Source organism: Noviherbaspirillum sp. (assembly GCF_035254865.1).
Lineage (GTDB): Bacteria > Pseudomonadota > Gammaproteobacteria > Burkholderiales > Burkholderiaceae_D > Noviherbaspirillum.
On the sequence record NZ_DATFAF010000018.1, the window covers coordinates 142,534 to 168,816 of the forward strand.

Here is a 26,283-nt window from a genome sequence, read left to right on the forward strand (position 1 = left end):
CCTTCACGCGGCGTCGCCCGGATCGGCCACCGCTGCATTGCCCTTGACAGGAAATCTTGCAAAGCGGATTCATTCAGATCTATCACAGGAACACGGATGCGATATGCGCGGAGCTCAATGCAGGCTTGCTCGCGCCGCAAGCCTGCATCTCGCCGAAATTCCTCTATGACGGGCTGGGTTCAAAATTGTTTGCAGCCATTTGCGAACTGCCGGAATATTACCCCACGCGGACCGAGGCGCTGATTTTTGAGCAATACCGCGCCGAGATCGCGCGATCCACGGGACGCGGTTCCACCTTGATCGATTTGGGCGCGGGCAATTGCGAGAAAGCCGCCAGTCTGTTTTCCGCCTTGCAGCCGGTGCAATATGTGCCGGTCGATATCTCGGTCGATTTCTTGCGCGAGGCGGTCGAGTGTTTGCGCTACCGCTATCCGCAGATCCGGATGACGGCGCTGGGCATGGACTTTTCCAGCGCGCTCGAACTTCCCGACGCAGTTCGCTCTGAAAAGCGCTTGTTCTTTTATCCTGGCTCGTCGATCGGCAACTTCACGCCGGAGGAAGCCGCGGCCTTTCTCGGCAGAGTGCGCGATGCCTGCCGTGCCGACGGGGGCCTGCTCATTGGGGTTGATCTCATCAAGGATGAGGGCTTGCTGTACGCGGCCTATGACGACGCCATCGGACTGACCGCGGCATTCAATTTGAATATGCTGCAACATTTGAACCGTTTGCTCGGAACCAACTTCAAGCCGCGCGACTGGCGCCATGTCTGCGCGTTCAACGCCGGCGAGAGCCGCGTCGAATTGCACCTGGAAGCGCTGCGTAGCGTGATCGTGACGTGGGACGGCGGCGAGCGGCGTTTCTCAGAGGGCGAACGCATCCATACCGAAAACAGCTACAAGTACACGCCCGAGAAATTCCTGCAATTACTGGAGCGCGCCGGATTCGCGCATGTGAACAGGTGGAGCGATCCCCATGGCTGGTTCATGTTGTGCCATGCACGGGCGGTTTGAAACGGGAGGTGAAGATGAGCGCATTCGCTGACGATCTGCAATCTGCCTACCGCCGTGTTCGCGGTCGCACCGTCGCCTTGTCGGAGCCTCTGACCGATGAAGACTGCTGTGTGCAGTCGATGCCGGACGCCAGCCCTGTCAAATGGCACCTGGCGCACACGACCTGGTTTTTTGAAACCTTCATCCTCGAGCGGTTCGAGAAGGATTTCCGCTCGTATCATCCGGCGTATCGGGTACTGTTCAATTCCTATTACAACGGCATTGGCGAAAAGCACCCGCGCCCGCAGCGCGGCATGCTGACCAGGCCCTCGCTGGGCGATGTGCGTGCCTATCGCCGCAACGTCGATGAGCGGATTGCGCTCCTGATGTCGGGCAAGGAAGAGCACGATGAAATCGCACGTTTGCTGGAAATGGGCTTGCACCACGAACAGCAGCACCAGGAATTGATCCTCACCGACGTCAAGCATCTGCTCTCCCTGAACCCCTTGCTGCCCGCATACAGCAGCACAAGCTTGCCGAACACCAGCTACGAGGAACCGATGGCCTGGCGCGCATACGATGCCGGTGTCGTCGAGATCGGCCATGCCGGCGACGTATTCTGTTTCGACAATGAATTGCCGCGTCACCGCCAATTCCTCGAACCGTTTTCGCTGGGCTCCAGGCTGATTTCGAATGGCGAATACCTCGCATTCGTCGAAGATGGCGGCTATGCGGAGCCAGGCTTGTGGCTGTCCGAGGGATGGGATTGGGCACAGGCCAACCGAGTGGCGCAACCGATTTACTGGCGCCAGGGCGACGATGGATGGCAGGAATTCACGCTGCATGGTTTGCAGCCGCTCGATCGCCATCGTCCCGTGACGCATGTTTCCTGCTTCGAGGCGGATGCCTATGCGCGATGGAGCGGTGCACGTCTGCCGACAGAGTTTGAATGGGAACATGCCGCCACCGGCGCGAGCGATTTCGGGCACGGCAGCTTTCATCCGAGCGCACATATCGGCTCGCGGGACACCGAACTGACGCAGCTGTTCGGCGAATGCTGGCAATGGACCGCGAGCAGCTATGCGCCTTATCCCGGATATCGCGCGGAGGCAGGCGCCATCGGCGAATACAACGGCAAGTTCATGTGCAATCAGTACGTGCTGCGCGGCTCGTCCTGCGCGACGCCGCCCGGACATGCGCGCACGACCTATCGCAATTTCTTTCCCGCATACGCGCGCTGGCAGTTTTCCGGCATTCGCCTGGCGAAATAAGGATAACCGTCTTCAGTCCACATTCAGGCTGTAGTGAAAGAAGCTGGTGTCACGCTGGTAACCCACGGACTCATATAACTTCTGCGCAGGGTTGTCGTGCGCCGTGGAAAGAGCAAGCCGCTTTGCCCCGCATGCCACGGCATGCATCCTGGCCGCCTCCAGCAAGGCCTTTCCCGCACCTGTGCCGCGTGCTTGCGGCACGACAAACAAATCGTTGAGGATCCAGATCCGTCTTGCACTGACTGAAGAAAACGACGGATATAGTTGCGTAAAACCGAGAGCTTCACCTTGCCCGTTCTCCGCCAGCAGAATGACCGACTCCAGCAACGCCAGCCGATCGCGGATGAACTCGCGCGCCAGTGGCAAATCGGACGCCTGCCCGTAGAACTGCCGATACCCGTCGAACAAGGGAGCGATGATCTCGACGTCGACTAATCCCGCCTGGCGAACGTTTACTTGCATGGTGTCCCTCTCCACAGTGATGTTGAAAGGGCATCATTGTACGTCGGCGCTTTCGCTCGCAGGCATGATTCGCGCTTGCATGATTTCGCTGACGCGTTGTTGGCTTTTGCCAATGCGAGGTCGATAATTGGCAAATACCCCTGACATTTCAAGATCTGTTCAAGCATTGCAATGAATTTTTCCTTCCGAACCGCCGCGCCCAATGAGTTGGCCGGAGCGCTGCAGGATGCACGCGATTACACGCTGACACTCTTTGAATGCTATGCGGCGGCAGGTCTGGACCTGCCGGGCAAGGTTCCGGTCCTTCCTTCCATCAATCCGCCCTTGTGGGAACTGGGACATATCTCATGGTTTGCGGAGTGGTACATTCTGCGCGACGCCCAGTCGAGCGATCCGACTGCCGCGCAACGTACCTCCATGCTGACCAAGGGAGACGACTGGTTCGACCCCAATACCGTATCGCATCGCGCGCGATGGAAAATCGAGCTGCCGAGCACCGGCGCACTGAAGACATATTGCCGTGAAGTGCTCGATCGCGTGCTCGACAAATTGACGCGCGCGAAGAACGAGCATGCGGCGCTCTATCCGTATCGACTGGCCCTCGCGTATGAAGACATGCGTGGAGAAGCATTGGCCAGTGGCCTGCAAACACTCGACGTGGTCTTGCCGCAGCAACTCGCCAATCATGCGATTCCTTCCTGGGCGCAGGGTGAAATCCGTTTTCCCGGCGGCACCATCCATCTCGGCAGCACGCCGGATTCCGGATTCGTGTTCGATAACGAAAAGTGGGCGCATCCTTATTATGTGCCGGTCTTCACCATGGATTCGACCCTGGTGTCGAACGCGCAGTACAGCGAATTCGTGGCGGACGGCGGCTATCAGAAGCCGCAGTTCTGGACTACGGCGGGACGCGCGTGGTTGATGGCGCAGGATCGTTCCGCGCCGCGAGATTGGGTGCGCGAAGGCCGGCACTGGCGTTGCCGCCGTTTCGGGAAAGAGATTGCCTTGCCTGCCAATGAGCCCGTGCGTCACATCAGTCTGTATGAGGCGCAGGCTTATTGCACCTGGGCAGGGCGTCGCCTGCCGACGGAAGCGGAATGGGAATTCGCGGCCATGTCCGGCCATCCGGCATTTCGCTGGGGAGATTTATGGGAGTGGACCTGCTCGCCCTTCGAGCCGTATCCGGGATTCGCGCCGGATGCCTATCGGGAGTATTCCGCACCGTATTTCATGACGCATCAGACGGTACGCGGCGCGTCGTTCGCAACAAGACTGCGTATCCGGTCGCCGAAATTCCGCAATTTCCATTTGCCTGAGCGCGACGATCCGTTCATCGGTTTTCGTACCTGCGCCCTATAAGAAAAATGTCCACGGAAAACACAAAAGGCACGGAAAAATTTATTGAAAATTTCCGTGCCTTCCGTGGGGTACGCCGAATGTTTTCCGTGGACAGATTCCCCTCAGGGCTGCCCGCGGATGCTATCGATCAATCAGCGGTCGCCGAAGGAACGACGGCTGTTACCGCTGTCACCGAAGCGCGAACCTTTGTTGAAGCCGCCTTCCTTGCGCGGAGCACCCGGCTTGCTGAAGGTGCGCTGACCCGGCTTGGCGCTGCTGTTGCCACGGTTGTCGCCCGGCTTCCAGCCGCCCGGTTTGCGGGCGCTGCGCGGCGCGGAGGCCGTCTTTTTCGGCTCCAGGCCTGCGACGACATCGACAGGGATCAATTGCTTGGTGAAACGCTCGATACGCTTGATGTTGATGTTTTCAGCATGGTTCACCAGCGAAATCGCCAGACCGTTGCGTCCTGCGCGGCCGGTGCGGCCGATACGGTGGACATAGTCTTCCGGGAACTTCGGCAGGTCATAGTTCACCACGTGCGTGATGCCCGGCACGTCGATGCCGCGCGCCGCTACGTCGGTTGCCACCAGCACTCGAACCTGGCCGCGACGCAGTGCATCCAGCGTACGATTGCGCGCACCCTGATGCATGTCGCCATGCAAGGCAGCAGCGGCAAAGCCGGCGATGTTCAGACGATCGGCAATCGTATCGGCATCGCGCTTGGTCGCGGTAAATACCACGGCCTGGTCCAGCGACGCATCGCGCAGCAGGTGATCGAGCAGGCGGTTCTTGTGCGACAGGTCATCGACGAAGTGTACGCGCTGCTGGATGTTCTCATGCTTGGTCGCGGAACCGGCGATCTGGATCACCAGCGGTTCACGCGTGATGCGCTTGGCCATGTTGCCGACCACGCCGTCGAGCGTAGCGGAGAACAGCATGGTCTGACGCGTTTCCGGCGTCGAAGCAACGATCTTTTCGATATCGTCGATGAAGCCCATGTCCAGCATGCGGTCGGCTTCGTCCAGCACCAGAATTTCCAGTTGCGAGAAATTGATCTTGCCCGATTCCATGTGATCGATCAGGCGACCCGGTGTGGCGACGAGGATTTCCGGATTCTTCGCCAGCAATTGCATCTGCTTCGGATAGGGCATGCCGCCGAGGATCGAAACGGCGCGCACGCGGCGCAGATAGGAGCCGTATTTGGCGGTCGCGGTCGTCACTTGCAGCGCGAGTTCACGGGTCGGGGTCAGCACCAGCATCTTCGGTTGCGCCGGCTGGAAACGAGGACGCTCGCCGCGCGAACGGGCGGACTGGCGTTCCTGGTTGGCGGTCTTTGCGCCCGGCTGCGGTTGTTGCTCGGCCAGCGCGAATTTGTGCAATGCCGGCAGCATGAATGCTGCGGTCTTGCCGGAACCTGTCTGCGAGGACACCATCAGGTCGCGGCCTTGCAGGGCCGCGGGAACTGCCTGCTCCTGAACGGAAGTAGGTTTGGTGTAGCCGGCTTCGGTCAGTGCTTTCAGAATGGACGCGTGCAGGCCAAGTGCTTCAAAAGTCATTGTGTTTCTTTCTTAAAATTCAACGCCGCGACCACACACAGGACGGGTGCGCAGGCGTATTAAAAAGGCAACGCCAACCAACGAAACAACTGAGAATTTTTCTGAGAAATTTCGGCACAAAAGCTTTGCGCCGGGACGGTGTCTGAAAATCAACACCAAAAGGCGGGATGGCTTTATCGTTTATTGCTAAAGGGTTGCGATGCTACGATATGCATGCTTGTTGCGATGCACTGCGGCGCATTATACAGACTAATCGATTTCGGTGCCGGGTATTTTTTGCGCTGCAAAATGCGTGGGCAAGCGCAATCCCGGCGGGCAGGGCGGACATGCGCCGCCCTGGGAACCTCTTACTCTTCCGGCGCGTACATCACGTGCGAGAAGCCGCCGTCGACATAGGTGATTTCGCTGGTAATGCCGGATGCCAGGTCCGACAGCAGGAACGCAGCGGTATTGCCCACGTCTTCGATCGTGATGTTACGACGCAGCGGCGCATGCGCGGCGACAATGCCGAGCAGTTTGCCGAAGTCCTTGATGCCGCTCGCCGCCAGCGTCTTGATCGGGCCGGCGGAAATGCCGTTGACACGAATGCCTTTCGGGCCGAGGGCCTCTGCCAGGTAGCGCACGCTGGCTTCCAGCGATGCCTTGGCGAGACCCATGGTGTTGTAGTTCGGCGTGGCGCGGGTCGAACCCATATAAGTAAGAGTCAGCAGCGAGGAGTTCGGACGCAGCATCGGTAGCGCCGCCTTCGCCATTGCCGGGAAGCTGTACGAGGAAATGTCGTGCGCGATGCGGAACGATTCGCGCGACAATCCGTCCAGGAAATTGCCCGTGATGGCTTCGCGCGGCGCGAAGCCGATGGAGTGCACCATGCCGTCCAGATGATCCCAGGACTTGGCAAGATCGGTGAACACGCCATTGATCTGTTCATCGCTGCCGACGTCGCATTCGAACACCAGCTTGCTGCCGAATTCATCGGCGAATTCCGTGATGCGCTCCTTGAAGCGCTCGCCAACATAGGTGAATGCCAGTTCGGCGCCTTCACGTTTGCAGGCCTGCGCGATGCCGTAAGCGATGGACCGGTTGGACAGAAGGCCGGTGATCAGTATTTTTTTGCCTTGCAGAAACGCCATGAATGACTCCAAATGAATTTGTCGTATTTTATCGCTTAACGGGCTGCGGGCTGCCTGCGTCAGCCGGAAATGCAGTTAAAGTGCCCGTTTCCGCCGTTTTTGCGTTTGATTTCACGAATTGGGCACGATTGTAGGGAGACTTCGGGCGCACGGCAACTTTTGCGTTTGCGCAGCAAGCTTGTTTGAAAATTCCAGTTGGTGCTAATTGCTGTGATAAAACACGGAAATTCAATTAACGTGCGGCAAGTCTCGTTGATCGGCTAAAAAACTCGTCAACTCAACCTGTCCCTTTCGGTACAATAGCCCCACTTTTTCGACCCGCTATGCTGAACGGCATTTCTCGTGAACAGGCGAATGCGTAAATATTTCCTATCCTTTCTGCTTGTCAGTAGTCTCCCATACAGCGGCAGCGCATTCGGCGCCCATGCCTTTTCCATGTACGACACGCCGAAGTATCCGGCAGGTTTCACGCACTTCGATTATGTGAATCCCGATGCGCCGCGAGGCGGCGAGTTGTTTCTCGCGAATCCGGACCGTCGAACCAGCTTTGACAAGTTCAATCCGTTTTCGTTGAAGGGCGTGGCGGCGGCCGGGGTATCCAACCTGATGTTCGAAACCTTGGCGACCGGTTCTTCCGACGAGGTTGCCACCATGTACGGTCTGCTGGCGGAAGACATGGAGCTGGCGCCGGACCGGATGTCGATGACCTTCCGTCTCAATCCGAAAGCGAAGTTCAATAATGGCGACCCGGTAACCGCTGCCGACGTCAAATACTCCTACGATACGCTGGTCGCGAAGGGCGCTCCACAGTTCAAGTCGATCTTTGCCGACGTCAAGCAGTGCGTGATCGTCGATCCGCGTACCGTACGCTTCGACTTCAAGGCGCTCAATCGTGAGTTGCCCCTGATCGTGGGCGGCGTCCCGGTGTTTTCCCGCAAGTGGGGCGCCGGCACCTCATTCGACAATATCCAGCTTGAACCGCCGATTTCCACCGGCCCCTACCTGATTGACCGTTACGACGTGGGCCGCTCGATCAGTTACAAGCGCGATCCGAATTACTGGGGCGACGACGTTCCCTCGCGCCGCGGCATGTTCAACTTCGGGCGCATCCTCTACCGTTTTTACAAGGATGATGTGGCACGCCTGGAAGCGTTCAAGGCGGGCGAATTCGACGTTGTTGTCGAATACAGTGCGAAGAACTGGGCGCGCAGCTATATCGGGCCGAAATTCAAGAGCGGCGAAATCGTCAAGCGCGAGCTGCCGCATTCCAACGCTGCGGGCATGCAGGGTTTCGTGATGAATTTGCGGCGGCCGCAGTTTGCCGACATCCGCGTGCGCAAGGCGCTCGGTCTCGCGCTGGATTTCCAGTGGATGAACCGGCAACTGTTTTATAACCAGTACAAGCGCATTTACTCCTTCTTCAACAACAGCGAGCTGGCGGCGGTCGGCATGCCCAGCGAAGGTGAACTGAAAGTGCTGCAGCCCTTGCGCGACAGGCTCGACCCGGCCGTGTTCGGGCCTGCACCGGTGCCTCCGCGCACCGATCCGCCGAGTTCATTGCGCGCCAATTTGCTGCAGGCCAAGGCATTGTTCAAGGAAGCCGGCTGGGAGTATCGCGACGGCGCGCTGCGCAACAGCAAGGGCGAACCGTTCACCTTTGAAATCCTCGACGATCAATCGGCTTTGTCGCGCGTGATCAGCGTGTATGTCCGCAACCTGCAAAAGCTCGGCGTGCAGGTCAAGCAGCGCACCGCCGATTACGCGCTGGTGCAGAAGCGCATGGAGGAATTCGATTTCGACATGACCAGCATTCGCTTCCCGGATACGAACAGTCCGGGCAATGAAATGTTCGACATGTTCAGCTCCAAGGCCGCCGACGAAAAAGGTTCGAACAATGCCTGGGGATTGAAGGACCCCGCTGTCGACAAGCTGGTCGCGGGCCTGGTTTCCGCGGAGACGCGCAAGGATCTGGTCGCCGCAGCCCGTTCGCTCGATCGCGTGCTGTTGAACAAATACATAGTCGTGCCACATTGGTATTCTTCCACACACAGGGTCGCGTATCGCAGCCGCTTTGGCATTCCGGCCAAACTGCCTTTGTATTACGCTGCGGACCCTTACGTGATTTCAACCTGGTGGCAGGAAAAGGCAAGGTAGAGCATGAATATCTGGTCTTATATCGGAAAGCGGGTATTGCTGATGGTGCCCACCCTGCTGGGTGTCATTGCCATCACTTTCGCGGTCATTCAGTTCGTGCCCGGCGGCCCTGTCGAACAGGCGCTGATGGAATTGAAAAAAGGACAGGTTGCCGGCGGCGAAGCCACGGGTGGCGGCGGCTCCGAATATCGCGGACGCCAGGGCATCGATGCCGAGCGCGTGAAAGAGATCAAGGCCTTGTACGGCTTCGACAAGCCGCCGCTGGAACGCTTCTGGCAGATGCTCAAGGGCTTTGCCACATTCGATCTCGGCAAGAGTTTTTATCACCATGCGGATGTGTGGCAGCTGGTGAAATCGAAGCTGCCGGTGTCGATCAGCATCGGGCTATGGACCTTTTTCCTGACCTACCTGATATCGCTGCCGCTGGGCGTTGCGAAAGCGGTTCGCGAAGGCAGCCGATTCGATGTCGCAACCAGCATCGCGGTGCTGATCGGCTATTCGATTCCCGGCTTCGTGCTGGGCGTGTTCCTGCTGGTGCTGTTCGGCGGCGGCAGCTTCCTGCAATGGTTTCCTTTGCGCGGACTGACCTCGGATAACTGGGATCAACTGTCCTGGTTCGGCAAGATCACCGATTATCTCTGGCATATCACGCTGCCGGTCACCGCATCGGTCGCCGGTTCGTTTGCAGTGATGACGATGCTGACCAAGAACACCTTTCTCGAAGAGATTCGCAAGCAATATGTGCTGACCGCGCGGGCCAAGGGCTTGAGCGAGAAAACCGTGCTCTACAAGCATGTATTCCGCAATGCGCTGATTCCATTGGTAACCGGCTTTCCGGCGGCATTCATCGGCGCCTTCTTCGCCGGCAGCCTGCTGATCGAAACCTTGTTTTCGCTCGACGGTCTTGGATTGCTTTCCTACGAATCGGTGGTTCGCCGCGATTATCCGGTGGTCATGGGGACGCTTTATCTGTTTACGCTGATCGGCCTCGTGGTGAAATTGCTGGGTGATCTTTGTTATGTGTGGGCCGACCCGCGCGTCCAGTTTGAAAGTCTGAGCCGATGAATTCAAACAATAAGAACCGTTCCGTCTCGCCCTGGCGTCGCATCTGGCTGCGTTTCAAGCAGAACCGCCGCGGTTACCTGAGCCTGATCATTTTCTGCGTGTTCTTTGGCATCAGCCTTCTTGCAGAGGTGATCTCGAACGACAAGCCGCTGGCGGTGCGGTACAACGGCCGGATCATGTTTCCGATCGTGACGACTTACTCGGAGAAAGTGTTCGGCGGCGATTTTGATACGCCTGCGGATTACCTCGATCCCTTTATTCAGGATCAGTTTCAACGCCCCGGCAACTGGGCCATTTATCCGATCAATCGCTATTACTTCAACACGCTGAATTATTTCGCCAAGTCGCCCAACCCGGCGCCGCCGTCCGCCGATAACTGGCTGGGAACGGACGACCGCGGCCGCGACGTGTTTGCGCGTCTGCTGTATGGTTTCCGGGTTTCGGTATTGTTCGGCTTTGCGCTGACCATCACTGGCGTCATACTCGGCGTCGTGACCGGCGCGATACAGGGTTACTTCGCCGGCAAGACCGATCTGTTCTTTCAGCGTTTCATGGAAATCTGGGGATCGATGCCGGAACTGTATCTGCTGATCATTTTCGCGTCGATCTTCGAGCCCGGTCTGGGCTTGCTCCTGATCCTCCTGTCCTTGTTCGGCTGGATGGGGCTGTCCGATTATGTGCGCGCCGACTTCCTGCGCAACCGTAACCTGGAATATGTGCAAGCCGCGCGCGCGCTCGGCTTGTCCAATCGGCAGATCATCTGGCGTCATGTCCTGCCAAACAGTCTGACGCCGGTAGTCACCTTTCTGCCGTTTCGCATGAGCGCCGCGATTCTCGCACTGACCAGTCTCGACTTTCTCGGGTTGGGTGTGCCGCCTTCGACGCCAAGCCTGGGCGAACTCCTGGCGCAGGGCAAGAACAACCTCGATGCGTGGTGGATAGCGACGTCGACTTTCGTGGTACTAACAATGACCTTGCTGTTGCTGACCAATATCGGCGATGCACTACGCAACGCGCTGGATGTCCGGAGGAAAGCATGAGCTTGCTGGATGTACAGAAATTGCGGGTGCAGTTCGGCCCTTCGACAGTCGTCAGCGATGTCAGCTTCACCATTGCGCCGGGTGAAAAGTTCGCGCTGGTCGGCGAATCCGGTTCGGGCAAAACGGTGACATCGCTGTCCATCCTGCGCTTGAATCAGGATGCGCAATACAGCGGCCGCATCCTGTTCGAAGGCCAGGATCTCCTGCAAAAACCGGAAGCGGCGATGCGCTCCGTGCGCGGCAAGGATGTCGCGATGATCTTCCAGGAACCGATGACCGCGCTCAACCCGCTTTTCACGATCGGCAACCAGATCGCGGAAGTGCTGATGCTGCACGAAGGCATCAGCACCAAGGAAGCGGCAAAACGTACCGTCGATCTGCTGGAAAAAACCGGCATTCCGGAACCCGCGAGGAGGGCGCTCGCCTTTCCGCACCAGTTGTCCGGCGGCCAGCGCCAGCGCGCAATGATTGCCATGGCGCTGGCATGCAAGCCGAAGCTGCTGATTGCGGATGAACCGACGACCGCACTCGATGTGACGATTCAGGTGCAGATCCTGGAGCTGCTGAACCAGTTGCAGCGCGAAGAAAACATGGCGGTGCTGATGATCACGCACGACCTGAACCTGGTACGGCATTTCGCGGATCGTGTCGGCGTGATGGAAGGCGGGCACTTGATCGAAACCGCGACGACAGCTGATTTGTTTGCCAATCCGCGCGAAGCGTACACCCGCAAGCTGCTCGCCAGCCACCCACAGCGCGTGGTTGAAACGGTTGATATAAATGCCGCACCCTTGCTCACTGCGGAGCAGATGCGCTGCACCTTTTCGATCAAGCGCGGCGTGTTCAAGAAGGTGCCCTTCGTGGCGGTCGATAATGTCGATTTGCAGTTGAAGCCGCATGAAACGCTCGGCATCGTGGGGGAGTCCGGCTCCGGCAAGTCGACGCTGGGAATGGCGCTGCTGCGCCTTTCATCCGCCGAGGTGGATGGCCGTATTGCCTTTGTCGGGCAGCCGATCAGCGAGATGTCCAGCACTGCGCTGCGTCCTTTGCGCGCGAAGATGCAGGTGGTGTTCCAGGACCCGTTCGCATCCTTGTCGCCGCGTCGCACCATCGAACAAATCGTGGGCGAGGGCCTGGCCTTGCACCAGCCGCAACTGGGCAGGGATGGTTTGCGCGCGGCGGTTGCCAAAGGTTTGATCGAGGTTGGCCTGGCACCGGAGATGATGTCGCGCTATCCGCATGAGTTCTCGGGCGGACAGCGTCAACGGATTGCGATTGCGCGCGCGCTGGTGCTCAAGCCGGAATTGATCCTCCTCGACGAGCCGACGTCTTCGCTCGACGTGTCGGTGCAAATGCAGGTGTTGATGCTGCTGGCGGAACTGCAGCGCAAATACGGAATGGCGTATCTCTTTATCAGCCACGACCTGGCTGTGATTCGCGCCATGGCGCATCGGGTGATGGTCATGAAAGACGGCAAGGTCGTCGAGAGCGGGATGACGGAAGAAGTGCTGTCGAATCCGACGCAGCCATATACACAGCGGCTGCTCGCAGCGGCGACTTATTCCACGCTTTCATAACGGGCAGGACAGCGCAGGCTCCAGGCCTGCGCGGATTTGTCAGCCGTGTCTTTTCTTGCTGGAGGATGCGGTCTTGCGGGTGGGGGCCGGTGCCGCCTTGCGATGGGTAGTGGTGCCTCGCGCGACGTGGCGTTTTCCCGATGCCTTGTTCGGCACATTGAGCTGCAGCGTTTGACCGGCAGCGACCTTGTCGCGCTTCAGGTTGTTCCAGTCCTTGATCTGCGTAATGCTGACGTTGTGCCGTTTCGCGATCGAAGCGAGGGTGTCGCGTTTGCCGACCTTGACATACAGGCGACGGGTTTCCGGCACGTCCGGCACGGTCACCATTCTCGCGTTGTCCACGATTTCCGGTGCGATATCCTTTTCCGGCGCATGCTCCGGTTTAGGAACCAGCACCGTGGATCCCGCCTTCAGGAGCATTTTCGGCGGGATATGGTTTGCTTCGCGAATCACTTCCGGCGTGGTGCCGAATTTCTTTGCAATGGTCTCGATCCGCTCGCGCGCACTGGTCACCTTGTGCGCCGTCCATGAAGACAGAGCGTGCCCCCATTTCGCCAGGTTCGACTTGAATTTTTCGGCATTGCTCTGCGGGAGCAGGATCTGCGTATCCGAGCTGCCAGTGATGACAGGACGATTGAACTGCGGATTCAGCGCCTTGAATTCGTCGATCGACAGCTCGGCCAGTTGGGCTGCGACCTTGATGTCGATATCGCGCGTCTTGCCGATCGTGACGAAGTAGGGCTGGTTCTCGACCTTCGGCAGCATGATGCCGTATTCCGCCGGCGAGGCGATGATGTTCTTGACCGCCTGCAGTTTCGGCACGTAGTTGCGCGTCTCCGCCGGCATGTACTGCGACAGGCTGTTGAAGTCGGTCGGGCGACCAGCGGCCTGTGCCTTGTTGATCGCGCGCTGCACCGAACCTTCGCCCCAGTTGTAGGCGGCCAGCGCGAGCTGCCAGTCGCCGAACATGCCATACAGCTTCTGCAGATAGGTCAGCGCCGCATCGGTCGACGCAATCACGTTGCGGCGATCGTCCTTGAACATGCTCTGCGTCAGATTGAAGTCCCGCCCGGTGGACGGAATGAACTGCCACATGCCGGCCGCCTTCGCGGTCGAATAGGCCTGCGGATTGAAAGCGGACTCGATGAAGGGCAGCAGCGCCAGTTCGGTCGGCATGCCGCGCTTTTCGAGTTCCTGCACGACGTGGAACAGATAGCGCGAGGCGCGTGTCGTCGTGCGTTGAATGTAGTCCGGACGCGAGCTGTACCACTGCACCTGGTTCGCCACCAGCGGATTATCCAGATCGGGAATGCCGAAACCCTTGCGGATGCGCGCCCAGACATCCACCTCTTCCATCGCGAGCAATTGCACCAGCGGGTCGTTGGGATCGTAGGGCTTCTCCAGTGCGGAGACCTGCGTCCATGTATTCAGAGGAAGGGAAAGATCCGCAGCGTGCACAGCGAATGGTGCGCTGAGGAGAAGAATCGCTGTAAACGGAAATTTTCTTATTTTCAGCGGCTGCATGGGTCCTCGCTTGCTGTTTTATTGCGGGGCTATCGTCAGGCACCCGGGGAATCAATGGAGTTTACGTAATGGTGTTTTCCTGCGTCAAGGCTTATTGCAAAACATTACGGACCGACAAGTCGACCGCGCTGCTCAACGGTAGGAATTTTTCCATTGCCGTAAGGCAGTAAAAACGGCGATAGGTTCCCTGTCGGAAAGGTGCCCGGCTGCGACAAGCCGGTCGGCAATGCCGGATTCACGGTACCGCAGGAACGGATTTGTCGATTTTTCCAAGCCGATCGTTGAGGGAACCGTGGGCTGTCCCTGATCGCGCTTGACTTGTTCCTGCTGAATACGTGCTTTTATTGCAACATTTTCAGGTTCGACTTCATTGGCGAAGCGAAGGTTCGCCAGCGTGTATTCATGCGCGCAGTAGATTTGCGTTTTATCAGGAAGCGCGGCGAGTTTTGCGAGCGAGGCAAGCATTTGTTCGGGCGTGCCTTCAAACAAGCGGCCGCAGCCGCCCGCAAACAGGGTGTCGCCGCAAAACAGCCAGCCCTGTTCCGCTGCGAAATAAGCAATATGGCCGCGCGTATGGCCGGGCACGTCGAGTACACTGAGTCTCAGCGCCGGCTGGGCGAGCGTGACCGTATCTCCTTCGCCCAAGGGGTGGGTGATCTGCGGAATGGCCTCATGGCGAGGTCCGAATACCGGCACCTGGAAGTGCCGCAGCAGTTCGGGCACGCCGCCGACATGGTCAGCATGATGATGAGTCAGTAGAATAGCGGCCAGGGAGAGGCGATGCTCTTCGAGTGCGGCCAGAATGGGCGCTGCATCACCCGGGTCGACCACCGCGGCATGTTTGCCATCGTGAATCAGCCAAAGGTAGTTGTCCTGGAACGCCGGTACAGTCAATACATTCAACATACGATGGAACGTCAGTCGCCTGAAAAAGCCATTATAGCGCTCGGTCCCTGGCTGGATACGCCGGCCGGAGCCTACGTGCGCGCGTGGCAGCAGGAACGGCTGGACATGCTGACCGCGGATATCTTCGGTTTCAATGCCATGCAGATCGGCCTGCCGCAGATCAATGCGCTGCAGGCCAACCGCATGCCGCACAAGTGGCTGACCGATACGCAACTGCCATCGGTAAACAATGACGGATCGCGCTCGCCGATCGTCGTGGTGCATGATTTCGCCGAATTGCCTTTTGCCTCGCAAAGCCTCGATCTGGTGGTGCTGCCGCATGTGCTTGAGTTTGCGGATGAGCCGCACCAGGTGCTGCGCGAGGTCGAGCGCGTGCTGATCCCGGAAGGGCAGGTCATCATTTGCGGCTTCAATCCTGCCAGCCTGTGGGGCTTGCGACAGGTCGCCAGTCGTGTCACCGGAGCGCATTTCCTTCCGCAGAATGGCGAATTCATCAGCCTGCCGCGTTTGAAGGACTGGCTGAAACTGCTGAACATGGAAGTCAACCGCGGGCATTTCGGCTGCTACGCGCCGCCATGTGTCACCGACAAATGGTTGAACAGGTTCGTCTTCATGGAAAAGGCAGGCAATCGCTGGTGGCCTTTTCTTGGCGCGGTGTATATCGTGCAGGCGATCAAGCGCATCCGGGGCATGCGGCTGATCGGCCCGGCCTGGACGCGGAAAGCCGCCACCGCGCCGCAAGGCGTTCCCGTCACCAATCGAATTCAAAAGCACAAGTAAGCATGGACAAAGTTGAAATTTTTACGGACGGGGCCTGCAAGGGAAATCCCGGTCCCGGCGGCTGGGGCGCGTTGCTGATCGCCGGCGGACATAAGAAGGAAATGTTTGGCGGAGATCCCAAGACCACCAACAATCGCATGGAGCTGCAAGCAGTGATCGAAGCCTTGTCGGCGCTCAAGCGTCCGTGCGAGGTCGTCGTCCACACCGACAGCCAGTATGTACAAAAAGGCATCAGCGAATGGATCCACGGCTGGAAGGCGCGCGGCTGGAAAACAGCCGCCAAGGAACCGGTCAAGAACGTCGACTTGTGGCAGGCGCTCGATGCGGCGCAAGCCATCCACACCATTGAATGGCGCTGGATCAAGGGCCATGCCGGCCATGACGGCAACGAGCGCGCCGATGCGCTCGCCAATCTCGGTGTCGCCTCAGTAACTTAACGTGGCTGCTTGTGCTACATTCGCTCGTTGGCGACGAGTTCGCATGCTGCCTGGTATTCATCCTGACAAGTAAAGTTCATGGACGCACGAAGATTGTTGTACCCCGGCATAGCTGCCATTGGTATTGCCGCATTGGGTTCGTACGCGTATTACGCGCAGCGTCAGCCGCAAAGGCCGGTCGAGCAAACAGCAATCGCCGCACCGGCAGCGCCCGGCACGGGCAAGGCAACAGGCGCAGGCAGCCCCGCCGCCGTTGATGTTGCTAAAGTCACAAGCACCAGGCTAATCAGCGATGTGAATGCAGTCGGGACCATACGCTCGAATGAATCGGTTGTGATGCGGCCTGAAGTGTCCGGCCGCATCAGCAAACTCAATTTCGATGACGGACAGCAGGTGAAGAAGGGGCAATTGTTGATTGCCTTCGATTCCACCGTCAATCAGGCCGAAGTCCTGCAAGCGAAGGCCGAACTCGGCATTGCCAAAGCCAATTTTGAGCGCAATGCCGACCTGGCCAAGCAAAAGTTCATCTCCGAGCGTGCCAGAGACGAGTCCCTTGCCAATGTTCAGGTACTCGAAGCCAAGCTCGCATTGGCGGAGGCACATCTGTCCAAGATGGAAATCCGCGCGCCGTTTTCCGGCATCGTCGGCATTCGCAACGTCAGCGTCGGCGACTATGTGAAGGACGGCGCCGATCTGATCAACCTGGAAGACATTTCAAGCGTCAAGGTCGATTTCCGCATCCCCGAAAAATATGCGGACGTCGTGCAAAAAGGGCAGGCCCTCGAAGTGGAGGTGGATGCCTTGCCGAACAAGCCGTTCCATGCAAAGGTCGATGCGGTCGATCCGCAGGTCGACAGCTCCGGACGCTCCGCCTTGCTGCGCGGTCGCATTGCCAATCCTGAAGGCAGGCTGAAACCCGGGATGTTCGCGCGTGTCAGACTGATACTCGGCGCGCGCGACAACGCGCTGGTGATCCCGGAAGAGGCGATCGTCCCGCAGGGTAACAGGATGACGGTCTGGAAAGTTGTCGATGGCAAGGCAGTCAAGACGGAAGTGAAGACCGGATTGCGGCGCGCAGCCAAAGTCGAAATCACGCAGGGCTTGCAAGAGGGCGACACCGTGATTACCGCCGGCCAGGTGCGCCTGTCCAGGGATGGCACGCCGGTGCGCATCGTCCAGTCCGGCGGGCCGGAGTCAAAGCCGGTGGAAGCGTCCGCCACCGCCACGCCCAAGAGCTAACCGGAGCGCATCATGGTTTTATCGGATATCTGTATCCGCCGTCCCGTTTTCGCGACGGTGATGTCGCTCATCATCGTGCTGATCGGGCTCGTCTCCTACAACCGGTTGGCGGTGCGCGAATACCCGAAAATCGACGAGCCGGTCGTGACCGTCGCAACGAACTACCCCGGTGCGAGTTCCGAAATCGTCGAATCCCAGGTGACAAAGCCCATGGAGGATTCGATCGCCGGCATTGACGGCGTCGACGTGCTGACATCCATTTCCCGTTCCGAGCAGAGCCAGATCACGGTGAAGTTCCGGCTTGAAAAGGACCCGGATTCGGGCGCAAACGACGTGCGCGACCGCGTGTCGCGCGTGCGCTCCAAGCTGCCGCAGACGATCGAGGAACCGGTGATTGCCAAGGTAGAGGCCGATGCCAATCCGATCATCTGGCTGTCGTTCTCCAGCGACACCATGTCGCAGCTCGACCTGACCGACATCGCCAATCGCATTGTCAAGCCGCGCCTGCAATTGCTGCCGGGTGCCGCCGATGTCCGCATCGGTGGCGAACGCAAATATGCGATGCGCATCTGGCTCAACCGCGACAAGCTGGCCGCATACCGGCTCGCGCCGGCCGATGTGGAGGATGCCCTGCGCAAGCAGAATATCGAAGTGCCAGCCGGTCGCATCGAATCGCGGCAGCGCGAATTCTCGGTGGTGTCGCAGACCGACCTCACCACCCCGAAGGAATTCGGAGACATCATCGTGCGCTCGGTGAATGGCTATTCGGTTCGCCTGCGCGATGTGGCAAACGTCGAGATCGCCCCCGCCGCCGAACGCACATCGGTACGCTTCAACGGCAAGAACGCTGTGTCGCTCGGCATCATCCGCCAGGCGACGGCCAACCCGCTCGAACTGGCCGGCTATGTGAAGGCCGAATTGCCGAAACTGAATGAAGAACTGGCGGCGCAAGGCGTGCAAATCGGCATCGCGGTCGACAACACGCTGTTCATCGACCGTTCGATCAAATCGGTCTACAGGACCATTGGCGAGGCTATCGTCCTGGTGGCGCTGGTGATCTTTGTCTTCCTGCGCTCCTTCCGCGCTTCCATCATTCCGCTGGTCACGATTCCGGTGTCACTGATTGGTGCGTTCGGCCTGATGTCGCTCGCCGGGTTCAGCATCAATACGCTGACGCTGCTCGCGCTGGTGCTGGCAATCGGCCTCGTCGTGGACGATGCGATCGTCATGCTGGAGAACATCTTCCGGCACATCGAGGACGGCATGAAGCCGTTCGACGCGGCGCTCAAGGGCGCGAAGGAAATCGGCTTCGCGGTGGTCGCCATGACGCTGACGCTGGCCGCGGTGTACGCGCCGGTTGCGTTCACGCCCGGCCGCACGGGACGCCTGTTCGTGGAATTCGCGTTGACGCTGGCCGGTGCGGTGCTGGTGTCCGGATTCGTCGCGCTTACCTTGTCGCCGATGATGTGCTCTGTCCTGTTGCGGCACCAGGCGCGGCACGGCGTGGTGTATCGATTGATCGAAAACGCCCTGGACATGCTGACCGCGGCCTACCGCAAGATCCTCTCCGGCACGCTCTCGGCCCGCTGGATGGTGGTGCTGGTGTATGTCGTGGTGATCGGTGCGCTCGTTTGGCTTGCCACCAGCATGAAGAAGGAGCTGGCACCGATCGAGGACCGCGGCACCATCTTCACCACCTTCGCAGGGCCGGATGGCGCATCGCTGGAATACACCGAGAAGTATGCGCGCCGGATGGAGGAGATCGCCGCCGGGATCAAGGAAATCGACCGTGTCTTCATTTTCGCCGGCAACCCCACCGTCGAGCGCGGCAGCGCTTCCTTCCGCACGATCGACTGGACCGAGCGCAAGCGCAGCACGCTCGACATGCTCAAGGAAATGCAGCCCAAGATGGCGGCTATCCCCGGCATCCTTGCCTTTCCGAATGCGCCGCCTTCGCTCGGCCAATCGATCCGCGAGCGGCCGGTGAACCTGGTTGTGCTTTCCAATGCTTCCTACCCGGAATTGCAGAACGTCGCGCAACAGATTGTCACCGAGGCAAGCAAGAATCCGGGGCTGGTCAATATCGATACCGACCTGCGTCTGAACAAGCCGCAGGTGAACGTGGAAGTCGACCGCGACAAGGCGGCGGACGCCGGCGTCCAGATCGAAACCGTCGGGCGCACGCTGGAGACCATGCTGGGCGGGCGCAATGTCACGCGTTTCAAGAAGGACGGCGACCAGTACGACGTGGTGGTGCAGATCCAGAACGGTGAGCGCGATGCGCCGGACGACATCAACAACATCTTCGTACGCGGCCTGAGCAAGACAGGTGGACAGGACCAGATGATTCCCTTGTCCAGCCTGCTCAAGGTGCGCGAAACGGTCGCGCCGCGCGAGCTGAACCACTTCGGCCAGCGCCGTGCAGTCATCATTTCCGCCAATCTCGCGAACGGCTACACGCAGGGCGAAGCTATCGATTTTATGGAGCGAACCGCAAAGAGCATCCTCAAGCCGGGATACGCGACCGACCTGTCCGGTTCGTCGCGCGAATATCGTGATGCCAGCGGAAGTCTCGCGCTCACTTTCGTGCTCGCGCTCGCCTTCATCTACCTGGTGCTGGCCGCGCAGTTCGAGAGCTTCATCTACCCCTTCATCATCATGTTGACTGTGCCCCTGTCGATGGCCGGCGCGCTGGCGGTACTGAAGTGGGGCGGCGGAACGCTGAATGTGTACAGCCAGATCGGACTCATCACGCTGGTCGGCCTGATCACCAAGCACGGCATCCTGATCGTGGAATTCACCAACCAGTTGCGCGAACAGGGCAAGGCCCTGCACGAAGCTGTGGTCGAGGCGGCGGTGCTGCGCCTGCGGCCGATCCTGATGACAACCGGCGCGATGGTTCTCGGCGCGGTGCCACTGGCGTTCGCGACAGGCGCGGGCGCGGAGTCGCGCATGCAGATCGGATTGGTCATTGTCGGCGGCATGAGCTTTGGTACACTGCTCACGCTGTTCGTCGTGCCCACGTTTTATACTTTCCTTGCCCGCAAGAAGACAATTCACCCTGTGGCGGATGCTGTTCCGCCCAAACCGGCAACTGCTCAATAACCATGCGACAAATCGTTCTTGATACCGAAACCACTGGCCTGAACCCGCGTTCGGGCGACCGCATCATCGAAATCGGCTGCGTCGAGATCGTCAATCGCCGCCTGACCGGCAACAACTTCCACAGCTACATCAATCCCGAACGCGACTCGGAAGAGGGCGCGCTCGCGGTGCACGGATTGACTACCGAATTCCTCAGCGACAAGCCTAAATTCGCCGAGATTGCGGCCGAGTTGCGCGACTATGTGCGCGATGCGGAAATCATCATCCACAATGCGCCATTCGACCTGGCCTTCCTGGACGCGGAATTCGAACGACTCAGTTTCCCGCGTTTTATCGAGCATGTGGCAATCGTGACCGACACCTTGGTGCAGGCCAAGGAAATGCATCCCGGCAAGCGCAACTCGCTGGACGCGCTGTGCGATCGCTACGGCATTTCGAACGCGCATCGTGCCTTGCACGGCGCCTTGCTGGACGCGGAACTGCTGGCCGAAGTCTATCTGGCAATGACGCGCGGCCAGAACAGCCTCACCATCGACCTGGGTGCGCAGGATGCAGTTGCAACGAGTAACGAATTGCTCGAAGTCGTCCCTCTTGCCGAGATCCTTGTCCTGCAGGCGACGGCGGACGAGATGGCCGCACATGAAGCCTTGCTGGACCGGCTAGACAAGGATGTCAAAGGCAGTTGCATCTGGCGGACCGAGCCCGCTGCATCGGCAAATTGATTCCGCGCAGGGTTTATGAGATAATGCCGACCGCTTCGGACAGTTAGCTCAGGGGTAGAGCACCGCCTTCACACGGCGGGGGTCACTGGTTCAATCCCAGTACTGTCCACCAAGAATTCATTCAAAGAAGTCCAGAATAGTCCTAAAAGGCCCGCGAATAGCGGGCTTTTTCATTTTTGTTCGTCCAAAACGAACTAACAAAATGCAGCAAAATCCAAGGGGTACAGGGGGTACATCCAGTGGTACAGGATGCCCCTGCTCACGGAGGTACCCCCATGCCGCTTACCGACACTGCGATTCGCAACGCCAAGCGAAAGGACAAGCCCTTCAAGCTTGCTGATGAAAGGGGGCTGTTCTTGCTGGTCCACCCGAACGGCGGCAAGTACTGGCGTTTCAAGTACCGGTACGGCGGCAAGGAAAAGCTGCTCGCCCTTGGCATCTATCCCGACATATCCCTCAAGGATGCGCGGGAACGGCGCGACAATGCGCGCAAGCAGGTTGCAGCCGACATCGATCCAAGCCAGCACCGCAAGGCGATCAAGGTAGCAAGGGCCGCAAGTGCGGAAAACAGCTTCGAGGTTGTTGCACGTGAGTGGTTTGTAAAACATACACCAAACTGGGCAAAGAGCCACAGTGACAAGATCATTCGGCGTTTCGAGAACGACGTTTTTCCATGGATTGGCGGACGGCCTGTTGCTGAAATAACCGCGCCGGAACTACTGACTGTCGCGCGACGTATCGAGAGCCGGGGAACGCTGGACACGGCGCGCCGTGCGTTGCAGAACTGCGGGCAGGTTTTCCGCTACGCGATTGCGACAGGGCGGGCGGAACGCGATCCATCCGGTGATCTGCGAGGCGCACTGCCCCCGGTGAAGCAAAAGCACTACGCCACCATCACGGAGCCGAAGGCCATTGGTGAACTCTTGCGAGCCATGGCGGGCTATCAGGGGTCGTTTGTGGCGAAATGTGCCTTGCGCCTGGCCCCACTCCTTTTCGTACGTCCCGGCGAGCTGCGGAAGGCTGAATGGGCCGAATTCAATCTCGACGCTGCGGAATGGCGTATTCCCGCCGGGCGCATGAAGATGCGTGAGCAGCACATCGTGCCACTGCCAACGCAAGCAGTGGCGATACTTCGCGAACTTCACCCCTTGACCGGTCATGGGCGCTATGTCTTTCCGGGGGCGCGAACAAACGAGCGGCCCATGAGCGAAAACACCGTCAATGCCGCGCTGCGCCGCCTTGGCTATCAAAGTAACGAAATGACTGGCCATGGCTTCCGCAGCATGGCCTCCACCATTCTGAACGAGCAGGGATGGCACCGCGACGCCATCGAGCGACAGCTCGCACATGCCGAGCGAAATGCGGTGCGCGCTGCGTACAACTATGCGGAGCACCTGCCGGAGCGGCGACGAATGATGCAAGCGTGGGCTGATTATCTCGACTCTCTTGCGACCGAAGCAACCGTTATCCCGATCCGAGCGGGTGCTGCGTAGCGGGATACGCACAATCACGGGCCATCCGCTACTCCCTTGAAAGCACAAAGGTGGTCGTAAAGGGAAATAGGTGGTCGCGAGGGGGAATGTGCTGGATATTTGCAAAGCCTAACGCAAAAAATTTTTTGGGCTTTTCGTCGAAATATTTGTCCAAGGACGTGCAGCGAAATTCAATTACGTTTATGCAGTCTTAGAAAGGGATAACGACGATGGCTAAGAATCGTTGCTTTTCGCCGGGGCAAATCGACTCCATCGTTGACGAAACCGGATTAGGCGTACTTTCAGAAGAAAAATCAGCCATCCTTATTGACCGTCTCGACGAGTACACTCGCACATTTCTTGTCGAGTGGCGCTGGCAGGAAAGCCCATCGTCTTCTGATTTGGAAAAACTGTTAGGTGCAATTGAAAACAACGCAAAGCGGTTGCAAAACAGCCTGCCAAAGAAAAACGATGCATCCTTGCTGAACCGCGAGGCAAGACGCAGGCTGCAAAGTGCCGCCGGAGGTTCAACTCGTCTTCAGGCTGTGGTGGAATCGGTAAACGAACTGCAGACGTGGGCAGAAACTGCACGAACACGTGCACAGGTGGGCATCGTACTGCAACGAAGAAAAGATCAGGCAAGATCGCAAGCTGATGATCTGGCTCATATCGGCGATGAAAGCCAACCGCATCGACATGGCGGAAATGCAGCATTGAATGGCTATCTTGCCGGACTGATCAGCGTGTATGAGCAAATTTTCAAACGGCAGGCAGGGACCACGTCTTCGGTCGACGGAGAAGCGGGTGGTCCAACAATTCGTTTTGTGAGCGCATGCCTTGCGACACTTCGGGCGAACCTTGCAAAGGGAGATTTGCAGTGCGAATGCGCCCTGATCCAATCCCTTGATCTGACCAACAGCGCGCTGCGCTCCCGCATTCGCGCGATTCTCAAATCCCACAAGGGCATGGCCAAATCAGCGCAAGAAAAAAATTGATTTCGCCATTTTTTCAGCCACTTGGAGAAAAACCATAATAGCCACCAATGCTCGATGAAGCCCGAGCACGTTCAATAGAGGAGCAATTATGGTGGTTCAATACAACGTACTTCCAGCAACCGGCTATATTCGCCTGCCGCAAATCATCGGCAATCCGAAAGCGAATCCGCCGATCCCCGCAATCATCCCGGTAAGTAAATCAACATGGTGGTCCGGCGTGAAATCCGGTCGCTACCCGAAGCCTTGCAAGCTTGGTCCGCGCACAACCGCATGGCGGGTGGAGGCAATACGCGCGCTGATTGAACAGGGACCGGAACAATAGGAGGCGGCAATGAAGAAATGGGAAAAAAACTTCGTCGTGGAGGAACCGGCATGCAGGCGCTCACCCTATGATTTGCAGCTACGTGGAGCTCTTATCGATCATCTTCACTACTTGCTTGAAAATGCCGCCGAGGGTTGGATTCCGCTTGGCCAAGACAATGAAGGGTGCTATCCGTGGGACCGGATCGGTATCAAGCGCGAATTGTTCGATGGCATTATCAAGGATTTCGTCTGTGCCGAAATAATCACGATTGAAATCGACCCGAAACATGGCCTGATCGCACGCCGTGTAGAGCAAACTTCCGAAGGCACCTCCATGGTGAATCCGAATTAGGTGCCGAGTGATGGTGCCGATAATTGAGTGGGGGCGGGGGCATGATCCGTGTAGCTGGCATCGAACCGTCAGTTCTGATAGGGGGCGGCAATATTTGCGTCCGGGCTTTCGGTGCGTAGGCTGCACGCCTGTCCTCATACCCCGCGATAACGAGGCGCGGAACCACCGTCCCCATGACCGCGAACCCGATGCGCAAGCAGACCCGCTAGACGACTCCAAAACGCCGCCCATGCGATATAAATTGCTGTCGGGTGCCGATCTTTGCGCCGCACCTCCGATGCGCTGGATGGTGCGCGGTATTCTGCCGATGGAAGGGCTGGCCGCGCTATACGGCCCAAGCGGAAGCGGCAAGTCATTCCTGACGCTGGACCTTTGCGCGGCCATTGCCGGCGGCGGGAACGATTGGTTTGGCCGACGCGTGCAGCAACGCCCGGTGACCTATGTTTGCCTTGAAGGCGAGCAAGGCATGGGCAAGCGCGTCAATGCATGGAGCCTGTATCACCGCACGCCCGCGCCAGGCGCACTGCGGTTCGTTACGCAGCCATTCGACCTGCGCAAGGTGGGCGACGTGCGTGATTTGGCGGCTGCCGTCGAGGCGGCAGGCGGTGTCGGTGGGCTGGTAGTTCTCGACACATTGAACCGGGCCGCACCGGGCGTTGATGAAAACTCCTCGGTCGATATGGGCAGAGTCATCGCCGCCGCGAAGCAGTTGCAGTCGCTGACAGGGGGCCTTGTGCTGCTGGTGCATCACACCGGCAAGGACGCGAACAAGGGCTTGCGCGGGCATTCAAGCCTGCATGCCGCGCTTGATGGCGCGATTGAGGTTTGCCAGAGCGACGGCTGCCGTACATGGCGCATCGCGAAGTCGAAGGATGATGAAACGGGCTGCATGCGCGGGTTCAAGCTGCATGCGCTGCTTGTTGATGTTGACGAGGACGGTGACAACATCACCTCCTGCGTGGTGCTTCCGGACGATACCGGTGCGACGGTGAAACGGGCAAAGGTACCACAGGGAGAAAACCAGAGGCTGGTTATGGACGCGCTGCGCCCCCTGTTCGAGACCGGGGTAACCGGCAGGCCGGGAGCACCGCCTACACGCCGCTGCGTTGAACTTGAGGTCGCCGTGACCGCGGGGGCATGCAACCTGACATGCGCGACCGATAAGCGTACCTCCCGCGCCAGAGAAGCGATTACTGGCCTAATTAATCGTGGCGTGCTTGGCTGCTGCGACGGGTGGCTATGGCAGGCATAAAAAGCCGAAATTCTCCGTTTTCGCCGTGTTCGGAGAGTCCCGACACCGAAATTCTCCTCTCCCCCTATACGGAGGAGGAGAGGTTCGGCGGCTTTTCGGTGGCTCGGGCACATTTGACTGGCAGTATATGCATAGTCGTGCAGGTGCAGCGTATGCAGATGTTTGTGCCGTAAAACAGCTATTCGTTGCTAAGAATCGCGAAAAAATGACGGTTAATGCCTCGTTTTGCCACATGGTGCCGTATTAAATGCCTCATCTGAGATGTCGGGTGTTGTGCGGGTCACAGGCGAAAAATGGCGCAGATTCAGAGCATTACTGTCGTGATGCATCTCGCAGTAGTGGTTTGATGAAGAAGCAGGAATGATCTTCATAACGTAGCGAATGAAAAAGTCTTCCACATCGCCCTGCGACGGCGCACCGTCGCGGCCGACTCTACACCTTCGACCGCGACAACCGTGAAGTGGTGAGGGAGGAGGTAAAAACGTGACAAGCACTTATTCTCGATGCGGTAGTCGATTCGCTGAGGTTGCCGTAAAAAAGTGCGTGGCCGCTGACGTTTATTGCTAAAAATGGGGGTGTTCGTCCTTCAAGTGCCGGGTCGCGTCGCGCGCATC

22 protein-coding genes and 1 tRNA gene are annotated in these 26,283 nt (G+C 58.6%); 18 read left to right on the forward strand and 5 right to left on the reverse strand.

From position 1 onward, the window contains the following. Window positions 1-56 precede the first annotated feature (56 nt). Entirely contained in the window at window positions 57-1,010 is a 954-nt protein-coding gene (egtD, locus tag VJ651_RS04820; RefSeq protein WP_414691310.1) for an L-histidine N(alpha)-methyltransferase, read from the forward strand. Window positions 1,011-1,024: 14 nt separating this feature from the next. Next, window positions 1,025-2,260 (forward strand): ergothioneine biosynthesis protein EgtB, encoded by a 1,236-nt coding sequence (egtB, locus tag VJ651_RS04825; RefSeq protein ID WP_324106339.1) that lies wholly within the window; start codon window positions 1,025-1,027, stop codon window positions 2,258-2,260. A 12-nt stretch (window positions 2,261-2,272) separates the two neighbouring features. Here the strand turns inward: egtB and VJ651_RS04830 are convergent, their stop codons facing one another. Further along, window positions 2,273-2,722, reverse strand: a complete 450-nt coding sequence (locus tag VJ651_RS04830; protein WP_324106340.1) for a GNAT family N-acetyltransferase — start codon at window positions 2,720-2,722, stop codon at window positions 2,273-2,275. Between the two features lie 171 nt (window positions 2,723-2,893). Here VJ651_RS04830 and senA point away from each other — a divergent pair, with 171 nt between their 5' ends. After that, window positions 2,894-4,081, forward strand: a complete 1,188-nt coding sequence (senA, locus tag VJ651_RS04835) for a selenoneine synthase SenA (RefSeq protein ID WP_324106341.1) — start codon at window positions 2,894-2,896, stop codon at window positions 4,079-4,081. 131 nt (window positions 4,082-4,212) lie between these two features. Here senA and VJ651_RS04840 read toward each other — a convergent pair whose 3' ends face one another. Together VJ651_RS04840 and fabI are read right to left on the reverse strand one after the other, a co-directional pair. Further along, entirely contained in the window at window positions 4,213-5,616 is a 1,404-nt protein-coding gene (locus tag VJ651_RS04840; RefSeq protein WP_324106342.1) for a DEAD/DEAH box helicase, read from the reverse strand. 347 nt (window positions 5,617-5,963) lie between these two features. Further along, complete coding sequence (gene fabI / locus VJ651_RS04845) at window positions 5,964-6,746, reverse strand: enoyl-ACP reductase FabI (protein ID WP_324106343.1); 783 nt, start codon at window positions 6,744-6,746, stop codon at window positions 5,964-5,966. A 354-nt stretch (window positions 6,747-7,100) separates the two neighbouring features. On the opposite strand from fabI, the gene VJ651_RS04850 reads away from it, so the two are divergent. Genes VJ651_RS04850 through VJ651_RS04865 form a run of 4 tightly spaced genes read left to right on the forward strand, consistent with a single transcriptional unit; the run spans window position 7,101 to window position 12,582 of the window. After that, window positions 7,101-8,900, forward strand: coding sequence for an extracellular solute-binding protein (locus VJ651_RS04850; protein WP_324106344.1), 1,800 nt, complete (start codon window positions 7,101-7,103; stop codon window positions 8,898-8,900). Window positions 8,901-8,903: 3 nt separating this feature from the next. Next, complete coding sequence (locus VJ651_RS04855) at window positions 8,904-9,965, forward strand: microcin C ABC transporter permease YejB (RefSeq protein ID WP_324106345.1); 1,062 nt, start codon at window positions 8,904-8,906, stop codon at window positions 9,963-9,965. Then, the gene (locus tag VJ651_RS04860; protein ID WP_324106346.1) at window positions 9,962-11,005 is read left to right on the forward strand and encodes an ABC transporter permease; all 1,044 of its coding nucleotides are present in this window, start codon (window positions 9,962-9,964) and stop codon (window positions 11,003-11,005) included. Before VJ651_RS04855 ends, VJ651_RS04860 begins: the two co-directional genes overlap by 4 nt. Next, entirely contained in the window at window positions 11,002-12,582 is a 1,581-nt protein-coding gene (locus VJ651_RS04865) for an ABC transporter ATP-binding protein (protein WP_324106347.1), read from the forward strand. The genes VJ651_RS04860 and VJ651_RS04865 overlap by 4 nt, the downstream gene beginning before the upstream one ends. A 39-nt stretch (window positions 12,583-12,621) precedes the next feature. On the opposite strand, the gene VJ651_RS04870 is transcribed toward VJ651_RS04865, so the two are convergent. Both VJ651_RS04870 and gloB read right to left on the reverse strand, forming a co-directional pair. Further along, complete coding sequence (locus tag VJ651_RS04870; protein ID WP_324106348.1) at window positions 12,622-14,106, reverse strand: transglycosylase SLT domain-containing protein; 1,485 nt, start codon at window positions 14,104-14,106, stop codon at window positions 12,622-12,624. 132 nt (window positions 14,107-14,238) lie between these two features. Further along, complete coding sequence (gene gloB, locus VJ651_RS04875) at window positions 14,239-15,012, reverse strand: hydroxyacylglutathione hydrolase (RefSeq protein WP_324106349.1); 774 nt, start codon at window positions 15,010-15,012, stop codon at window positions 14,239-14,241. A gap of 3 nt (window positions 15,013-15,015) precedes the next feature. Between gloB and VJ651_RS04880 the strand changes: the two genes are divergently transcribed. The 11 genes from VJ651_RS04880 to VJ651_RS04930 all read left to right on the forward strand — a co-directional run bounded on the left by VJ651_RS04880 (window position 15,016) and on the right by VJ651_RS04930 (window position 25,669). After that, a complete protein-coding gene (locus tag VJ651_RS04880) occupies window positions 15,016-15,792 on the forward strand; it encodes a class I SAM-dependent methyltransferase (protein WP_324106350.1) in 777 nt (258 codons plus the stop codon). A 2-nt stretch (window positions 15,793-15,794) separates the two neighbouring features. Beyond that, window positions 15,795-16,229, forward strand: a complete 435-nt coding sequence (rnhA, locus tag VJ651_RS04885) for a ribonuclease HI (RefSeq protein ID WP_324106351.1) — start codon at window positions 15,795-15,797, stop codon at window positions 16,227-16,229. 78 nt (window positions 16,230-16,307) lie between these two features. Continuing rightward, a complete protein-coding gene (locus VJ651_RS04890) occupies window positions 16,308-17,468 on the forward strand; it encodes an efflux RND transporter periplasmic adaptor subunit (protein WP_324106352.1) in 1,161 nt (386 codons plus the stop codon). Between the two features lie 12 nt (window positions 17,469-17,480). Next, entirely contained in the window at window positions 17,481-20,573 is a 3,093-nt protein-coding gene (locus tag VJ651_RS04895) for an efflux RND transporter permease subunit (RefSeq protein WP_324106353.1), read from the forward strand. Between the two features lie 2 nt (window positions 20,574-20,575). Continuing rightward, window positions 20,576-21,295, forward strand: coding sequence for a DNA polymerase III subunit epsilon (gene dnaQ, locus VJ651_RS04900; protein WP_324106354.1), 720 nt, complete (start codon window positions 20,576-20,578; stop codon window positions 21,293-21,295). Between the two features lie 37 nt (window positions 21,296-21,332). Next, window positions 21,333-21,407 (forward strand) — tRNA-Val (locus tag VJ651_RS04905). Between the two features lie 163 nt (window positions 21,408-21,570). Next, window positions 21,571-22,788, forward strand: a complete 1,218-nt coding sequence (locus VJ651_RS04910) for a tyrosine-type recombinase/integrase (protein WP_324106355.1) — start codon at window positions 21,571-21,573, stop codon at window positions 22,786-22,788. A 209-nt stretch (window positions 22,789-22,997) separates the two neighbouring features. Then, window positions 22,998-23,762: a hypothetical protein gene (locus VJ651_RS04915; protein WP_324106356.1), complete on the forward strand. Its 765-nt coding sequence runs from the start codon at window positions 22,998-23,000 to the stop codon at window positions 23,760-23,762. Window positions 23,763-23,850: 88 nt separating this feature from the next. Continuing rightward, a complete protein-coding gene (locus VJ651_RS04920; RefSeq protein WP_324106357.1) occupies window positions 23,851-24,084 on the forward strand; it encodes an AlpA family phage regulatory protein in 234 nt (77 codons plus the stop codon). Window positions 24,085-24,093: 9 nt separating this feature from the next. Next, the gene (locus VJ651_RS04925; protein WP_324106358.1) at window positions 24,094-24,417 is read left to right on the forward strand and encodes a hypothetical protein; all 324 of its coding nucleotides are present in this window, start codon (window positions 24,094-24,096) and stop codon (window positions 24,415-24,417) included. A gap of 229 nt (window positions 24,418-24,646) precedes the next feature. Beyond that, window positions 24,647-25,669: an AAA family ATPase gene (locus VJ651_RS04930; protein WP_324106359.1), complete on the forward strand. Its 1,023-nt coding sequence runs from the start codon at window positions 24,647-24,649 to the stop codon at window positions 25,667-25,669. Window positions 25,670-26,283 lie beyond the last annotated feature (614 nt).

What these genes read in the sequence shown, in the direction of transcription:
- egtB (WP_324106339.1), top strand. Translation starts at nt 1,025, where the DNA reads ATGAGCGCATTCGCTGACGATCTGCAATCTGCCTACCGCCGTGTTCGC.
- VJ651_RS04830 (WP_324106340.1), bottom strand. Translation starts at nt 2,722, where the DNA reads ATGCAAGTAAACGTTCGCCAGGCGGGATTAGTCGACGTCGAGATCATC.
- senA (WP_324106341.1), top strand. Translation starts at nt 2,894, where the DNA reads ATGAATTTTTCCTTCCGAACCGCCGCGCCCAATGAGTTGGCCGGAGCG.
- VJ651_RS04840 (WP_324106342.1), bottom strand. Translation starts at nt 5,616, where the DNA reads ATGACTTTTGAAGCACTTGGCCTGCACGCGTCCATTCTGAAAGCACTG.
- fabI (WP_324106343.1), bottom strand. Translation starts at nt 6,746, where the DNA reads ATGGCGTTTCTGCAAGGCAAAAAAATACTGATCACCGGCCTTCTGTCC.
- VJ651_RS04850 (WP_324106344.1), top strand. Translation starts at nt 7,101, where the DNA reads ATGCGTAAATATTTCCTATCCTTTCTGCTTGTCAGTAGTCTCCCATAC.
- VJ651_RS04855 (WP_324106345.1), top strand. Translation starts at nt 8,904, where the DNA reads ATGAATATCTGGTCTTATATCGGAAAGCGGGTATTGCTGATGGTGCCC.
- VJ651_RS04860 (WP_324106346.1), top strand. Translation starts at nt 9,962, where the DNA reads ATGAATTCAAACAATAAGAACCGTTCCGTCTCGCCCTGGCGTCGCATC.
- VJ651_RS04865 (WP_324106347.1), top strand. Translation starts at nt 11,002, where the DNA reads ATGAGCTTGCTGGATGTACAGAAATTGCGGGTGCAGTTCGGCCCTTCG.
- VJ651_RS04870 (WP_324106348.1), bottom strand. Translation starts at nt 14,106, where the DNA reads ATGCAGCCGCTGAAAATAAGAAAATTTCCGTTTACAGCGATTCTTCTC.
- gloB (WP_324106349.1), bottom strand. Translation starts at nt 15,012, where the DNA reads ATGTTGAATGTATTGACTGTACCGGCGTTCCAGGACAACTACCTTTGG.
- VJ651_RS04880 (WP_324106350.1), top strand. Translation starts at nt 15,016, where the DNA reads ATGGAACGTCAGTCGCCTGAAAAAGCCATTATAGCGCTCGGTCCCTGG.
- rnhA (WP_324106351.1), top strand. Translation starts at nt 15,795, where the DNA reads ATGGACAAAGTTGAAATTTTTACGGACGGGGCCTGCAAGGGAAATCCC.
- VJ651_RS04890 (WP_324106352.1), top strand. Translation starts at nt 16,308, where the DNA reads ATGGACGCACGAAGATTGTTGTACCCCGGCATAGCTGCCATTGGTATT.
- VJ651_RS04895 (WP_324106353.1), top strand. Translation starts at nt 17,481, where the DNA reads ATGGTTTTATCGGATATCTGTATCCGCCGTCCCGTTTTCGCGACGGTG.
- dnaQ (WP_324106354.1), top strand. Translation starts at nt 20,576, where the DNA reads ATGCGACAAATCGTTCTTGATACCGAAACCACTGGCCTGAACCCGCGT.
- VJ651_RS04910 (WP_324106355.1), top strand. Translation starts at nt 21,571, where the DNA reads ATGCCGCTTACCGACACTGCGATTCGCAACGCCAAGCGAAAGGACAAG.
- VJ651_RS04915 (WP_324106356.1), top strand. Translation starts at nt 22,998, where the DNA reads ATGGCTAAGAATCGTTGCTTTTCGCCGGGGCAAATCGACTCCATCGTT.
- VJ651_RS04920 (WP_324106357.1), top strand. Translation starts at nt 23,851, where the DNA reads ATGGTGGTTCAATACAACGTACTTCCAGCAACCGGCTATATTCGCCTG.
- VJ651_RS04925 (WP_324106358.1), top strand. Translation starts at nt 24,094, where the DNA reads ATGAAGAAATGGGAAAAAAACTTCGTCGTGGAGGAACCGGCATGCAGG.
- VJ651_RS04930 (WP_324106359.1), top strand. Translation starts at nt 24,647, where the DNA reads ATGCGATATAAATTGCTGTCGGGTGCCGATCTTTGCGCCGCACCTCCG.